This is a genomic window from Streptomyces sp. NPDC058401 (assembly GCF_042722885.1).
GTDB lineage: Bacteria > Actinomycetota > Actinomycetes > Streptomycetales > Streptomycetaceae > Streptomyces.
Genome location: NZ_JBHXKA010000168.1, coordinates 1 through 14,489 on the forward strand (window position 1 = coordinate 1; position 14,489 = coordinate 14,489).

Annotated in this window: 12 protein-coding genes; 8 read left to right on the forward strand and 4 right to left on the reverse strand. The window is 74.0% G+C overall.

Translation table 11 applies throughout. The annotated features are described in order from the left end of the window. Positions 1-170: 170 nt before the first annotated feature. The 4 genes from ACFWNV_RS35700 to ACFWNV_RS35715 form a co-directional block, all read right to left on the reverse strand. Positions 171-1,139, reverse strand: coding sequence for a slipin family protein (locus ACFWNV_RS35700; protein WP_383955192.1), 969 nt, complete (start codon positions 1,137-1,139; stop codon positions 171-173). 65 nt (positions 1,140-1,204) lie between these two features. Continuing rightward, positions 1,205-2,107 carry an aminoglycoside phosphotransferase family protein gene (locus ACFWNV_RS35705; protein ID WP_383955162.1) on the reverse strand — a complete coding sequence of 301 codons (903 nt, stop codon included), beginning with the start codon at positions 2,105-2,107 and terminating at the stop codon, positions 1,205-1,207. A 52-nt stretch (positions 2,108-2,159) separates the two neighbouring features. Then, positions 2,160-2,615, reverse strand: a complete 456-nt coding sequence (locus ACFWNV_RS35710) for a DUF4439 domain-containing protein (protein ID WP_383955165.1) — start codon at positions 2,613-2,615, stop codon at positions 2,160-2,162. After that, complete coding sequence (locus ACFWNV_RS35715; protein ID WP_383955168.1) at positions 2,612-3,172, reverse strand: hypothetical protein; 561 nt, start codon at positions 3,170-3,172, stop codon at positions 2,612-2,614. Before ACFWNV_RS35715 ends, ACFWNV_RS35710 begins: the two co-directional genes overlap by 4 nt. Positions 3,173-3,337: 165 nt before the next feature. Between ACFWNV_RS35715 and rimP the strand changes: the two genes are divergently transcribed. The 8 genes from rimP to ACFWNV_RS35755 all read left to right on the forward strand — a co-directional run. Further along, positions 3,338-3,835 carry a ribosome maturation factor RimP gene (gene rimP / locus ACFWNV_RS35720; protein WP_383955171.1) on the forward strand — a complete coding sequence of 166 codons (498 nt, stop codon included), beginning with the start codon at positions 3,338-3,340 and terminating at the stop codon, positions 3,833-3,835. A gap of 2 nt (positions 3,836-3,837) precedes the next feature. Further along, positions 3,838-4,959, forward strand: coding sequence for a transcription termination factor NusA (nusA, locus tag ACFWNV_RS35725; protein WP_383955174.1), 1,122 nt, complete (start codon positions 3,838-3,840; stop codon positions 4,957-4,959). Between the two features lie 189 nt (positions 4,960-5,148). After that, positions 5,149-5,442 (forward strand): YlxR family protein, encoded by a 294-nt coding sequence (locus tag ACFWNV_RS35730; RefSeq protein ID WP_383955177.1) that lies wholly within the window; start codon positions 5,149-5,151, stop codon positions 5,440-5,442. 143 nt (positions 5,443-5,585) lie between these two features. Beyond that, the gene (infB, locus tag ACFWNV_RS35735) at positions 5,586-8,756 is read left to right on the forward strand and encodes a translation initiation factor IF-2 (protein ID WP_383955179.1); all 3,171 of its coding nucleotides are present in this window, start codon (positions 5,586-5,588) and stop codon (positions 8,754-8,756) included. A gap of 162 nt (positions 8,757-8,918) precedes the next feature. Next, complete coding sequence (locus ACFWNV_RS35740) at positions 8,919-9,212, forward strand: DUF503 domain-containing protein (protein WP_030161467.1); 294 nt, start codon at positions 8,919-8,921, stop codon at positions 9,210-9,212. Between the two features lie 27 nt (positions 9,213-9,239). Continuing rightward, positions 9,240-9,713 carry a 30S ribosome-binding factor RbfA gene (gene rbfA / locus ACFWNV_RS35745; protein WP_383955183.1) on the forward strand — a complete coding sequence of 158 codons (474 nt, stop codon included), beginning with the start codon at positions 9,240-9,242 and terminating at the stop codon, positions 9,711-9,713. Continuing rightward, on the forward strand, positions 9,713-10,621 hold the full coding sequence (gene truB / locus ACFWNV_RS35750; RefSeq protein WP_383955186.1) for a tRNA pseudouridine(55) synthase TruB: 909 nt from the start codon (positions 9,713-9,715) through the stop codon (positions 10,619-10,621). The genes rbfA and truB overlap by 1 nt, the downstream gene beginning before the upstream one ends. Positions 10,622-10,920: 299 nt before the next feature. Beyond that, positions 10,921-14,489, forward strand: a 3,569-nt coding sequence (locus tag ACFWNV_RS35755; RefSeq protein WP_383955189.1) for a serine protease, incomplete at its 3' end; no start/stop codon positions are given.

The window sequence follows — 14,489 nt, forward strand, 5'->3', positions numbered from 1 at the left end:
CTGCGGGCGGCTGTCCCCTACCGGCCCTTCCCCCGGCGCTGCCCGGACCCGGTCCTCAAACGCCGGACGGGCTGGATACATCCAGCCTCGCCGGCGTTTGAGGCGCGGGGTCTGGGGCGGAGCCCCAGGGAACGGTGGAAGGGTGGGTAGGGGACGGCTCCGCGCAGCGCCTACCCGCGCGGCGCGTCCGGCTCCGGCTCCGACTCCGGCTCCGGAGAGGACAGCGGGGACCCGTCCAGGCAGGGCTCGGGCAGGGCCTCGGGACCGAGCCCCGCAGCGGCGTCCGCAGGCGCCGAGGCCGCGCTACCCGGAGAGGCCACCGCAGGGGCGTGGGCCGCGATACCCGGGGGCGGCGGAGGCGGAGGCGGCGCCGCAGGGGCGGGGGCTGCGCGTTCCAGGAAGCGGAGGAGTTCCACCGGGAACGGGAGGACCAGCGTCGAGTTCTTCTCCGCGGCGACGGCCACGACGGTCTGGAGCAGGCGCAGCTGAAGCGCCGCGGGCTGCTCCGACATGACCTCGGCCGCCTCCGCCAGCTTCTTCGACGCCTGGAGCTCCGCATCCGCGTTGATGATCCGCGCCCGCCGCTCCCGGTCGGCCTCCGCCTGCCGGGCCATCGACCGCTTCATCGTCTCCGGGAGCGAGACGTCCTTGATCTCCACCCGGTCGATCTGGACGCCCCAGCCCACCGCCGGACTGTCGATCATCAGCTCCAGGCCCTGGTTGAGCTGCTCCCGGTTGGACAGCAGGTCGTCCAGGTCGGACTTGCCGATGATCGACCGCAGCGAGGTCTGCGCCATCTGGGAGACCGCGAACCGGTAGTCCTCGACCTGGATGATCGCGTTGGCCGCGTCCACCACCTTGAAGTACACGACCGCGTCCACCCGCACCGTGACGTTGTCCCGCGTGATCCCCTCCTGCGCGGGCACGGGCATCGTCACGATCTGCATGTTGACCTTGCGCAGCCGGTCCACGGCGGGGACCACGAAGGTGAAGCCGGGGCCCCGGACGCCGTCCCGCAGCCGGCCGAGGCGGAAGACCACGCCCCGCTCGTACTGCTTCACCACCCGGGCGGCGGCGCCCAGGTAGGCCACGATCCCGACGCCCGCGACGGCGCCGGCTGTCAGCAGTTCCTGGAGCATGGCGGCCTCCTGCCGGGCACTGCCGGGCATGTCCCCCCAAGGGTGTCCCCCAAGAGGGTTATGCCCTACAACCAGCCCGCGAACTCCAGCAGCAGCTCCGCGTCCCGCCGCCGCCCGGCGGCCAGCGCCCGGTTGCCCGATTCGACGGCCCGGAACAGCGTCCAGCCGCGCAGCCGGTCCCGGTCCACTTCCAGCGCGTCGGCCAGCTTGTTCACCCGTCGGCGGGCACCCGAAGCCCCCGCCGAGGAGGCCATCTGGTCCTCCAGCCGGTCCCGTACCAGCCGCGCCAGGTCGTACGCCCGCTCGCCGACCATCGGGTCGGGGCCCACCGCCAGCCACGGAGCGCGCTCGCCCGCGAGGACCTTGCCCTGCCGGAAGTTCCCGTGCAGCAGCAGTTTCTCGGCCGGCGCCGCCGTCAGTTCCTCACGGGCCGCCAGCGCCGCCGAGGCCAGCTCCGCCGTCTCCGGGGGAGCCTTGCGGAGCACCTCGGCCTGCTCGGAGGTCCGCTCGGCGACCGTCTCCCAGCCGTGCCCCGGCTCCGGGGCCACCCACAGCCTGCGCAGCGTGCCGCAGGCCTCCAGCAGCGCCTTCGCCTCCGGCAGCGAACGCAGCGAGACCTCGGGGTGCAGCCGCTCCAGCAGCAGCGCCCCGTCCTCCTCGTGATGGCGCGTGTCGAGGACCCGTACGGCCCCGAAACCGCCCCAGTGCGCCAGTGCGGCGAGCTCCCGGTCGGGCCGGAGCCCGGGCGGGGCCAGCTTCAGCGCGGCCGGGGTCCCGTCGGCGTACCGGACGAGGACGACCAGGCTGCTGCGGCCGCCGGGGGCCTGCACCCGCTGGGCCTGTACTCCGCGCCGGGCCAGCGCACCCTCCGCCAGCCCGGGGAGCTGCCCCAGCCAGTCCGAGACGTGCGCCGATTCCGGCAGCTCGCCGAGCGCCCGTACGAGCCGCTGCGGCGGTTCGAAAGCCATGCGTGCGTGGTCCCTTTCAGCCGTACCCGGGCTCGTCGCGCGAGGTTGCGCGCTAGGTCCGCGGTGTGTCCGCGCGTTCCGTGAGCCCAGGGAAGGCTACGCCGCCACCACGCCAGCGTGCCGCCCGCACGGCCGCGGCGCTCAGCGCGTCAGCCGCCTCGCGGCGCAACCGGCCCTCCGCGGCCCGCACCAGATCGGAGTACGCGCCCGCCACCCGGTCCTCGATCCCGGCGGCCAGCCGCTCGGCGTCGGCGGGCGTGCGCACGGCGAACGGCAGGGCGTACGCGGCTTCCGCGGCGCGGGGGGAACCGCCCAGCTCACGCACGGTGCGGGCGAGCGCGTCGCGGCGCGCGAGGTGCCCGCCGTGCGCCTCCCGGGCCTCGGCGGAGCGGGCGGCCGCGGTCCGGGCCCCGATCACGCCGTAGCCGTACGCGGCCGCGTGCTCGGCGGCGAGCGCGGCCTGCGCGGCCTCCAGGACCTGGCCGGCGGGGGAGGGGGTGGGGGTCACGAGGAGGCTCCCGGGGTCGAGGTCAGCAGGTACGCGTGCACGTGGCCGCACGCCGCCACCGAGGCGAGCATCCGGGCCAGCTCCCCGGGGGCGCCGGCCAGCGAGATGGTCCGCGCCTCGGCCAGGCTCCGCTCGGCATCCGCGAGGGCGGTCAGCGCCTCGGCGGCCGCGGCGGGCACCGGCGAGGCCCCGGGAGCGGGCGGGGCGGCGGCCGCGGCCCCGGACGGCACGGGGGAGGGGGACGGCGAAGGAGCGGCGGCGGACCGGGAGGGAGCCGGGGACCCGCCGTCGGCGAGGGCTGCCGTGTGCGCCGCGACCGAGGCGCGCAGCGGCGCGAGCCGCTGCGCGAGGGCCGGATGGGCCGCGCTCGTGGCGTCGTAACGTTCCAGCAGTCGCCCGCTCTCACGAACGGCCGTCTCACGCATCCGCCGTTCGAGTGGAACCTCGGGCTCCGCGGCGGGCGGCCCGTCGTCGGAGCAACCGCTGAGCAGCGCGGCTCCGGCGATGCCCGCGGCACCGGCGAGCAGGCCTCTTCGCGACGGCAGGATCGAGGGCACGGCGAGGCCTCCGGGGGCTGACTGGGCTGATCGTGGACAGAGTGTGATCACGGTACCCGGGGCCCCGTCCACAGGGCGGACGGCAACACCCCCCGCGACCGGATACCCTTTGACCTGACGCACGACGGAAATCACAACAGCACACGCGGCCGAGGAGTCACCCGGATGAGCACCACCCAGAGCGACAGGCTGCGCGCATTGCTGGAGCCGCTCGTCGCCGCCAAGGGCCTGGACCTCGAGGAGATCGAGACGTCCAAGGCGGGCAAGCGCCGGATGCTGCGCATCATCGTGGACTCCGACGACGGCGTGGAGCTGGACGCGTGCGCCGAGCTGAGCCGCGAGGTCTCCGACCTGCTGGACGAGACCGACGCGATGGGCGAGGACGAGTACGTCCTCGAAGTCAGCTCGCCGGGCGCGGACCGCCCGCTGACCGAGCACCGTCACTACATCCGGGCGATCGGCCGGCTCGTGAAGTTCCAGACGTCGGACGGCGGGGAAGTGATCGCCCGCATCCTCGACGTCGACGACGAGGGCATGGACCTGGAAGTCCCGGGCGTGAAGGGCCGCAAGGCGACCGCCCGCCGCATCGCATTCACCGACATCGCCAAGGCGCGTGTCGAGATCGAGTTCAACCGCAAGGACAAGAAGGAAGAGGAGGCGTAGTCGTGGACATCGACATGAGTGCCCTACGGGGTCTGGTCCGGGAGAAGGAGATTTCCTTCGACCTGCTCGTCGAAGCGATCGAGTCGGCCCTCCTCATCGCGTACCACCGCACCGAGGGAAGCTTCCGGCGCGCACGCGTCGTGCTCGACCGGACCAACGGTCACGTGATCGTGTGGGCGACCGAGGACCCGAGGGACCTGGAAGAGGGCCAGGAGGCCAAGGAGTTCGACGACACCCCGTCGGACTTCGGCCGCATCGCCGCGACGACCGCCAAGCAGGTGATCCTCCAGCGTCTGCGCGACGCCGAGGACGACCTGACCTTCGGCGAGTTCCTGGGCCGCGAGGGTGATGTCATCACCGGCGTCGTGCAGCAGGGCAAGGACCCGAAGAACGTCCTGGTCGACATCGGCAAGATGGAGGCCATGCTGCCGGTGCAGGAGCAGGTCCCCGGCGAGGAGTACACGCACGGCCTGCGCCTGAAGTCGTACGTCGTGCGGGTGGCGAAGGGTGTCCGCGGTCCGTCCGTGACCCTGTCGCGCACCCACCCGAACCTGGTGAAGAAGCTGTTCTCGCTGGAGGTCCCGGAGATCGCCGACGGCAGCGTCGAGATCTGCGCGATCGCCCGTGAGGCCGGTCACCGCACCAAGATCGCCGTCCGCGCGAACCGCTCCGGCCTCAACCCGAAGGGCGCCTGCATCGGCCCGATGGGCAGCCGCGTGCGCAACGTGATGGCCGAGCTGCACGGCGAGAAGATCGACATCGTCGACTGGTCGGACGACCCGGCGGAGATGGTCGCCAACGCCCTGTCACCCGCCCGGGTGAGCAAGGTCGAGGTCGTGGACTGGGACACCCGGTCCGCCCGGGTGACCGTGCCCGACTACCAGCTGTCGCTGGCCATCGGCAAGGAGGGCCAGAACGCCCGCCTCGCCGCCCGGCTCACCGGCTGGCGCATCGACATCCGTCCCGACACCGAGCAGCCCTCGGACGGCGACGACCGCGACCGGGGCGACCGCGCCGAGCGCCGGGACGACCGGGGCGACCGGGGCGACCGGGGCGACGACCGCCGGGACGACCGGGGCGACGAGCGCCGGGACGACCGGCGCGACGACCGCCGCGGGGAATAAAACCGCTACCGCCCGGAGCTGTCCGGGCGGTACACAGGAACGGCAGGGACGACGAAGAGCCCTGCTCGACGTGCACGGCTGTCCTCCGCCGAGGTTTCGGCGGCGGGACCCGGCACTCGTGATCACAACGACATCCGTTCGATTTATCACCCGAAGGGGTGAGGTCGGTGCGGGGAGGTAGACTTAAGCGTGTCTGGCCGGACGCAAGCCCGCGCATGCCCCGAACGCACCTGTGTGGGGTGTCGGGAGCGAGCGGCCAAGAGCGATCTGCTGCGCATCGTGGCGGTCGGTGACAAATGTGTCTCCGATCCTCGCGGTACGCTGCCCGGCCGGGGTGCCTACGTGCACCCCGCCGTGGTCTGCCTCGACCAGGCTGTCCGCCGTAGGGCGTTCTCCCGGGCCTTCAAGTCCGCAGGACCGTTCGACACGGCGGAATTGCACCATGCCGTGGCCGATGAGGCCGAGGCGACACCAAGCACGTAGTACGGCACGGATCACCGTGCGGTCAGGTACCTCGCGAGTTGGAAGTAGGTCGAGATTGCGATGAGCACCCCTCGATGAGTACGCGATGAGTACGAGCATGAAGTAGAGACGGTCCGGCGTAACCCGGACCTAAAAGGAGCGAAGTGGCTAAGGTCCGGGTATACGAACTCGCCAAGGAGTTCGGAGTTGAGAGCAAGGTCGTCATGGCCAAGCTCCAGGAACTCGGTGAGTTCGTCCGTTCGGCGTCCTCGACGATCGAGGCGCCGGTCGTACGCAAGTTGACCGACGCTTTGCAGGGCCCCGGCGGCAACGCCGGCAAGTCCGCTGCGAAGCCGGGTGAGCCCCGCAAGGCCGCCCCCGCCAAGCCCGGGGTTCCCACCCCGGGTGCTGTTGCACGTCCCGCGGCGCCGAAGCCCGGCGCCCCGGCCCCCAAGCCGGTCGTCGCGGAGGCCCCGGCCGCCGCAGCGCCCGCCCCGGTGACCCCGGCCCCCGCCGCAGGCGGCCCGCGTCCCGGTCCCAAGGCTCCGGCCGCCCCGAAGCCCGCTCCGGCGGCTCCCGTGGCGACCGAGTTCTCCGCGCCCCCGGCGGCTCCGGCCGCCGCGGCCCCGGCGCGCACCGACCGTCCCGCCGGCCCCGGCGCGACCCCCGGTCCGCGTCCGGCGCAGCAGCGCCCCGAGCGCACCGAGCGTCCGGCGGCCGGTGGCCAGTCCGGCGCCCGTCCCGGCGCCCCGCGTCCGGCCGGTGCCGCTCCGGCGCGCACCGAGCGTCCCGCCGGTCCCGGTGCCTCGGCACCGCGTCCGCAGGGCGCCCGTCCGGCCGGTCCCCGTCCGGGCAACAACCCGTTCACTTCTGGTGGCTCCACCGGCATGGCGCGCCCGCAGGCGCCCCGTCCGGCCGGCGCTCCCCGTCCCGGCGCCCCCGGCGCCGGTGACCGCCAGGGTGGCGCTCCCCGTCCGCAGGGCGGCCCCGGCGGTGCTCCGCGTCCCCAGGGCGCCGGTGCGGGCCGTCCGACCCCGGGCGGCATGCCGCGCCCGCAGGGCGGCGCCCCGCGTCCCGGTGGTGCTCCCGGTGGTAACCGTCCCAACCCGGGCATGATGCCGCAGCGTCCCGCTGCCGGTGGTCCCGGTCCCCGTCCCGGTGGCGGCCCCGGTGGCCGTGGTCCCGGTGCCGGTGGTCCCCGTCCCGGCGGTGCCGGTGGCGCGGGTCGTCCCGCGGGCGGCGGCTTCGCCGGTCGTCCGGCCGGTCCGGGCTCGCGTCCGGGTGGCGGCGGCGGCTTCGGCGGTCCCCGTCCCGGTGGTGGCGGCTTCGGCGGCGGTCCGGCCGGTGCCGGCGGCGGCGGTCGTCCCGGCTTCGGCGGGCGTCCCGGTGGTCCCAATGCCCGTGGTGGCACGCAGGGCGCCTTCGGCCGTCCCGGTGGTCCCGCGCGTCGTGGACGCAAGTCCAAGCGCCAGCGTCGCCAGGAGTACGAGGCCATGCAGGCCCCGTCGGTCGGCGGCATCATGCTGCCGCGTGGTCACGGCGAGACCGTTCGCCTGTCGCGCGGTGCCTCCCTCACCGACTTCGCGGAGAAGATCAACGCCAACCCGGCGTCGCTCGTCGCCGTGATGATGAACCTCGGCGAGATGGTCACTGCCACGCAGTCCGTCTCCGACGAGACCCTCGAAATGCTGGCCGGCGAGATGAACTACGTCGTTCAGATCGTCAGCCCGGAGGAAGAGGACCGCGAGCTCCTCGAGGGCTTCGACATCGAGTTCGGCGAGGACGAGGGCGGCGAGGAATTCCTCATGCCGCGTCCGCCGGTCGTGACCGTCATGGGTCACGTCGACCACGGTAAGACCCGACTGCTCGACGCCATCCGCAAGACGAACGTCGTTGCGGGCGAGGCCGGTGGCATCACGCAGCACATCGGTGCGTACCAGGTCGGTACCGAGGTCAACGGTGAAGAGCGCAAGATCACCTTCATCGACACCCCGGGTCACGAGGCGTTCACCGCCATGCGTGCCCGTGGTGCCAAGTCGACCGACATCGCGATCCTCGTGGTCGCGGCCAACGACGGCGTCATGCCGCAGACGATCGAGGCGCTCAACCACGCCCAGGCCGCCGGCGTCCCGATCGTCGTCGCGGTCAACAAGATCGACGTCGAGGGTGCCGACCCGGTCAAGGTGCGCGGTCAGCTCACCGAGTTCGGTCTGGTCGCCGAGGAGTACGGCGGCGACACGATGTTCGTCGACATCTCCGCCAAGCAGGGTCTGCACATCGACTCCCTGCTCGAGGCCGTCGTCCTCACCGCCGACGCCTCGCTCGACCTGCGCGCCAACCCGGAGCAGGACGCTCAGGGTATTGCGATCGAGTCCCACCTCGACCGCGGCCGCGGTGCCGTTGCCACCGTCCTCGTCCAGCGCGGTACCCTCCGCGTCGGCGACACGATGGTCGTGGGCGACGCCTACGGCCGTGTGCGCGCCATGCTCGACGACAAGGGCAACAACGTCGAGGAAGCGGGTCCCGCGACCCCCGTCCTGGTCCTGGGTCTCACCAACGTCCCCGGCGCCGGCGACAACTTCCTCGTCGTCGACGAGGACCGCACCGCCCGTCAGATCGCCGAGAAGCGTGCTGCGCGTGAGCGCAACGCCAACTTCGCCAAGCGCGTCCGCCGGGTGTCCCTGGAAGACCTCGACTCGGTCCTCAAGGCCGGTCTGGTCCAGGAACTCAACCTCATCATCAAGGGCGACGCGTCCGGTGCGGTGGAGGCTCTCGAGTCCTCGCTGCTCCAGCTCGACGTCGGCGAAGAGGTCGACATCCGCGTCCTGCACCGCGGTGTGGGTGCGGTCACCGAGTCCGACATCAACCTGGCGATGGGCTCCGACGCCATCGTCATCGGCTACAACGTCCGTGCGGCAGGCCGTGCCGCGCAGATGGCGGAGCGCGAGGGTGTCGACGTCCGCTACTACTCGGTGATCTACCAGGCCATCGAGGAGATCGAGGCGGCCCTGAAGGGTCTCCTCAAGCCGGAGTACGAAGAGGTCGAGCTCGGTACGGCGGAGGTCCGCGAGGTCTTCCGCTCGTCCAAGCTGGGCAACATCGCCGGTGTCCTCATCCGGTCCGGCGAGGTCAAGCGCAACACCAAGGCGCGGCTCCTGCGCGATGGCAAGGTCATCGCCGAGAGCCTCAACATCTCCGGTCTGCGCCGCTTCAAGGACGACGTCACCGAGATCCGCGAAGGCTTCGAGGGTGGTATCAACCTCGGTAACTTCAACGACATCAAGATCGACGACGTCATCGCGACGTACGAGATGCGCGAGAAGCCCCGCGCGTAAGCGCGAGGCGGTTCGCACCGTGTCGTAGGTGCTGTAACACCGGGGCCGGTCGGCGGAATATCCGTCGATCGGCCCCGGCCGTTGCGTGTACGGTTCTGATGACCCTGCCGCGCGACGGCCGGCAGGCCACCGAACCCGCACCGGCGGGACATCCGGAACTGCATGTACGTGGGGACTCTGTCCTTCGATCTGCTCCTCGGCGACGTTCACTCGCTGAAGGAGAAACGCTCCGTCGTCCGGCCCATCGTGGCCGAGCTCCAGCGCAAGTTCTCTGTGAGCGCGGCCGAAGTGGGCGACCAGGACCTGCACCGCAGGGCCCGTATAGGGGTCGCTCTGGTGAGTGGGGACACGGGGTTCCTCTCGGATGTACTGGACCGCTGCGAGCGGCTGGTCGCGGCACGTCCGGAAGTGGAGCTGCTGTCGGTACGACGGCGGCTCCACGGTGATGAAGACTGACCGCAAGACGAAGAAGGAGACGGACCAGTGGCCGACAATGCGCGGGCGAAGAAGCTGGCGGACCTCATCCGGGAGGTGGTGGCCGAGAAGCTGCAGCGCGGCGTCAAGGACCCCCGCCTCGGTACGCACGTGACCATCACGGACACCAGGGTCACCGGCGACCTGCGGGAGGCCACGGTCTTCTACACGGTGTACGGCGACGACGAGGCGCGGGTCAGTGCGGCAGCGGGCCTGGAGAGCGCCAAGGGCGTACTGCGCTCCGCGGTAGGCCGGGCGGCGCAGACCAAGTTCACGCCGACCCTGACGTTCGTGGCGGACGCCCTTCCGGAGACCGCCAAGAGCATCGAGGACCTCCTGGAGAAGGCGCGGACCTCCGACGCCCAGGTGCGCGAGGTTTCTTCCGGAGCCCAGTACGCCGGCGAAGCCGACCCGTACAAGAAGCCGGATGAGGACGAAGCCGACGAGGCCGACGCCGACGAAGACGGGGACGCATCCGCGTAATGAGCACCAACGCAGGGAAGACGCCGGACGGCCTGGTCATCGTCGACAAGCCGTCCGGTTTCACTTCGCACGACGTGGTCGCCAAGATGCGCGGGATCGCCAAGACCCGCCGCGTGGGCCACGCCGGCACGCTCGACCCGATGGCGACGGGCGTGCTGGTCCTGGGCGTCGAGAAGGCCACCAAGCTCCTCGGCCACCTCGCGCTCACGGAGAAGGAGTACCTCGGCACCATCCGGCTGGGCCAGAACACCCTGACGGACGACGCCGAGGGCGAGATCATCTCGTCCACCGACGCCACCGGGGTCACCCGGGAGGGCGTGGACGCGGGCATCGCCAAGCTGTCCGGCGCGATCATGCAGGTCCCGTCCAAGGTCAGCGCCATCAAGATCAAGGGCGTGCGCTCCTACAAGCGCGCACGTGACGGCGAGGAGTTCGAGATCCCGGCCCGCCCGGTGACCGTGTCCTCCTTCCAGGTGTACGACATGCGCGAGGCGGAGGCCGAGGACGGCACCAAGGTCGTCGACCTCGTGGTCTCCGTGGTCTGCTCCAGCGGTACGTACATCCGCGCGCTCGCGCGTGACCTGGGCGCCGACCTCGGCGTCGGCGGGCACCTCACGGCGCTGCGGCGCACGCGGGTGGGTCCGTACAAGATCGACCGGGCGCGCACGCTCGACCAGCTCCAGGAGGAGCTGACCGTCATGCCGATCGGCGACGCGGCGGCTGCCGCGTTCCCGCGCTGGCAGCTCGACGCCCGGCGGGCGTCACTGCTGGCGAACGGGGTGCGGATCGACATGCCGGACGAGTACGAGCCCGGCAAGGCGGTCGCGGTCTACGGGCCGGACGGGCAGCTGCTCGGACTCGTGGAGAACAAGGGCGGAAAGGCGAAGTCGCTCGCCGTCTTCGCCTGACCGGATCCTTGATCCGTTCTCCTGGTGCGTTCTTCTGATGCGTTCACCGGCCGGCCTTCGGGCCGGCCGGTTTTCGTTTGACGTGGAGCGGTGAGCGCACATGGACTGCTGCTCACCGCTCCACGACCCCCCTCGGGTAGGTCTCTATCCATCCGGACCCCCTTATTCACCCGTCCGAGCAGGCGCTCGGAGTGAATGGAGGGAGCGTAAGGGGGCGCTTTCGCCTCGCGTCCTTTTCCCGCTGATCTTCACCTGCCTACGGTCGTGCCTACGGGGCACGCGCGACGGGGAGTGGTGCGGTGACGGCGGAACTGATCAGGATCTGCGATCTCGCCGGGCGGCCGCGGGGGAGCGGGTTCGTCGCGGACGACCGCGGGACGGTGCTCACCAGCCACGAGGCCGTCGACGGACTGGCGCGGGTGGTCCTGCACGGGGCGCCGCCGGGGGAGCGGACCTGGGTGGCGGGGGCCTCGGACGTGACCGTCCTGCCGGAGCTGGGGCTGGCGCTCGTACGGAGCGACGGGCTCGGAGTACGGCCGTTGCCGGTCGCACCGCGGGCGGTGATCGCTCCCGGGACCTACGTACGGCTGTCGGCGCGGGGCTGGCGCCAGGCGCGGGTGCTCGGCCCGGCCGAGGCCGCGTACACGGCGGCGGCCCTCGGGGCGGGGGACGGGGCTCAGCTGCTCCCGGCCGCGCTGGAACTGGCCATCGGGACCGACGGCCGCGACGCGCTGCGGCTCGGCGGCGAGGCCTGCGGCGGCCCGGTGCTGGACGCCCAAACCGGAGCGGTGCTCGCGGTCCTGTGCACCGCTCTGCACGCGGAGCGCCGCTCCGGGGGCTTCGCCGTGCCGCTCACGGCCGCGGCCGCCGCCGACCCGGGCGGACCCCTCGCCGCGCTGCTCGAACGCAACGCCGCCACCGTGCCGGGCCACGGCCCCGATCTCAACCTCGCCGGAGCCCTGCAGCTCACCGGCACCACCCTGGGCGCGGTCCTCGCCACCGGGGGACCGGAGCCGGTGGACCGCCCGGCGATCGCGGCCGAACTGGACGCCTTCACCGCCGGGGACCGCCCGGACCGCCCGGTCCTCGCCCTGGTCGGACGCCCCGGCACCGGCCGCACCACCGCCCTCGCCGCCCTGGCGGCCCGCCGCGCCCGCGGCCCGCGCCCGGCCCCGACCCTCTGGCTGCGCGGAGCCGACCTGCGGGCCGGGGACACCTCGCTGGCCGATGCGGTGGCCCGGGCACTGGCGGAGGCCGGACGGATCCTGGAGGTGCCGCCCGCCGGGGTGCGGGCTGCCGCGGTGCCGGTCCCGGGGGCGTCGGCCGCGGAGGTGCCGCCCGCCGAGGTGCCGGCCGCCGCCAGGGGGACGGACCCGGCATCGGAGCTCGCCGCGCTCGTGGCCTCGGCCGGGCGGCCCCTGCTCGTCGTGCTGGACGGGCCCGAGGAGATGCCGCCGCGGCTCGCGGGCCGGGCCGGGCCGTGGACCGCCGCCACTGCCGCCTGGCTGGAGGCGACCGGAGCCCGGCTGGCCGTGGCCGCCCGCCCCGAGCACTGGGAGTCGGCCGGCAGGCTCTACCCGCAGCGGATGCTCCGCACCCCGGCCCGGCCGGCCCGCGGGCTGCCGCCCGCCGTCCCGGTCGGCGACCTCACCCCCGAGGAGGCGGCGCTCGCCGGGACCCGGCTGGGCGTCCCGGACGGCGCCGTCGCGGGCGCCGACGCCCGGCACCCGCTCACCCTGCGGCTGCTCGCGGAGATCCGCGCGGCCGGGGTCACCGCCGGCCGTCCGTCCCGTGACGAGGTGTTCGCCGCACACCTCGACCTGCTGTGCCTGCGCGTGGCCGTCCGGGTGTCCGCCGCACTGCCGCAGCCGCGCAGACCGGGCGCGGCCCCGGAAACGGGCGGCCCCGACATGGGAGGGACGGACACCGGAGGGGCAGACACCGGTGCGGCGTACGGCCCGGACACGGCCGCGGTGTACGGGCCCGGCGCGGGCCGGCTGGCCGCGCGGGTGGCCGGGCGGGTGCACGAAGCCGCCCGGCGGTGTCTGGGACCCGGTCAGGGGCAGCTGGACCGGGCCGCCTTCGAGGAACTGTTCCCCTGGCGGTCGGGGTGGGCCTCCGCGGTGCTCGCCGAGGGGCTGCTGGTGCCCGCCGGAGAGGGCTACCGCTTCGCCCACGAGGAGCTCGCCGACTGGCTGCAGGCCGCGCACCTGGATCTCCCCGCCGCCCTGGACACCCTCGGCCGGGACGTCCCCCGCCACCGCATCGGACCCGTGCTGGAGGCCCTGCGGCTGCTCCCGCCCGGGGAGCGGGCGGCGGCACTGGAGCGGCTCGTTGCCCTGCTCGGCGGAGCCGACGCGGCCCACGGCCCCGAGGCGCGCTGGTGGGCCGCCCGGCTCCTGGGCGAAACCCTGCTGCACGCCCCCGACGCGACGCCGTACCTGCCCGTCCTGTACGCCCTCACCACCCACCTGACCGGGCCCCGTCCGGCCGGGGCGCACGAACCGGGGCCGGCCCCGGTGGCCCCGGCGCCCGCCTTTGCGCCCGCCCCCGCGCCGCAGGCGGACCCGACACCGGCCGGTTCCGCGGCGTACGCGGGAGCCCTGGGGACCCCGGGCCCGGCGGCCACCACCGCGTGGCCGGGACCCGGTGGCACCGGGCGCCCGCGGGTCCCCGCCCAGGGCGGAGCCGCATGGGCCGGCAGCTCCGGCGGTCCGCCCGAGCCCGGTCGGGGCCCGGAGGGGGAGGGGGAGTTCGGGGCGTGGTTCTGGACCCGGGTGCGCATCGCCGAGGAGGACCGCTTCGAGCTGCTGCGCCGCCTGGTACCCCACGACCACCGCCTCCTCGAAGCCGCCGCCCGGCGGCTGGTCCGGGCACCGCGCCTCGTACAGCCGCTGCTGTGCGGCTGGTTCCGCGACGAGCGGCGGCTGCTCGGGCGGCCCGGGGCCACCGTCGCCACCGCGGCGCAGGCCTTGCTGCACACCCACCGCAGCCTCGCCGTCGACGACCTGGCCGAGGTGCTCGTCGCCGCCGCGCACTCCCGCGCCGACGAGCTGCTCGCCGTACTCGCCGAGGACGAGCCCTCCGCCCTCAGCCGGGCCGTGGACCGCTGGGCCCACGACGAGCGGCCCGGCCGCCGGGTCGCGGCCGCCGCGTACGGGCCGCTCACCGCCCCGCACGTACGGACCCCCGCCGACCGCGAGCTGCTGCGCTACGCCGCGCAGGCCCTCCTGGCCCGCCCCGCCGACGTCTCCCTGCACGGCAGCGCCCTCGGGATCCTGCTCCGCGATCCCCAGGTACGGGCCCGCTACCTCCCCGAGGCCCTCGCCTGCTTCCGCGATCCCGGACGCGGCCGTCGGCTGCCCGCCGCCGCGCTGGTCGCCGCGCTCCCCGTGCTGCCCGACCCGGACGCGGTGTTCGCCGCGCTGCGGGAGCGGGCCGACGGCGAGGTGGTGCGCGCGCTGGCCGCGCTGACCACGCCGGGCCTGGCGCGGCGCGCGGCCGACCTCGTACGGGACCACCTGGCGCGGCATCCGCAGGACGCCGCGCACGCCGCCGCGTTCGTGGACCGGCGGCTCGAACAGGGCCTGGCCGCCGCCCCCGTGCTCCGCCCGCTCGTACGGGACCTGCTGGGCTCCGGTCCGCCTCCGGTACGGGCCGCGCTGGCCGGCGTACTGGCCGCCCCGGGCACGGAGGCCTCGTACACGCTCCGCGGCGAGCTCGCCGAGGCGCTGCTCCGCGAGGAGCTCGACCCGGCGGTGCTCGACGCCTTCCTCGGCGCCCTGGCGGCGGGCGCGGCGGGGGGGGGGGGGGGCCGGGGGCGGCCCGGCGGGCGCGGGGCGGGGGGGCGCGCGCGCCCGGCGCGGGG

What these genes read in the sequence shown, in the direction of transcription:
- rimP (WP_383955171.1), top strand. Translation starts at nt 3,338, where the DNA reads ATGAGCACCACCCAGAGCGACAGGCTGCGCGCATTGCTGGAGCCGCTC.
- ACFWNV_RS35705 (WP_383955162.1), bottom strand. Translation starts at nt 2,107, where the DNA reads ATGGCTTTCGAACCGCCGCAGCGGCTCGTACGGGCGCTCGGCGAGCTG.
- ACFWNV_RS35700 (WP_383955192.1), bottom strand. Translation starts at nt 1,139, where the DNA reads ATGCTCCAGGAACTGCTGACAGCCGGCGCCGTCGCGGGCGTCGGGATC.
- truB (WP_383955186.1), top strand. Translation starts at nt 9,713, where the DNA reads ATGAGCACCAACGCAGGGAAGACGCCGGACGGCCTGGTCATCGTCGAC.
- ACFWNV_RS35740 (WP_030161467.1), top strand. Translation starts at nt 8,919, where the DNA reads ATGTACGTGGGGACTCTGTCCTTCGATCTGCTCCTCGGCGACGTTCAC.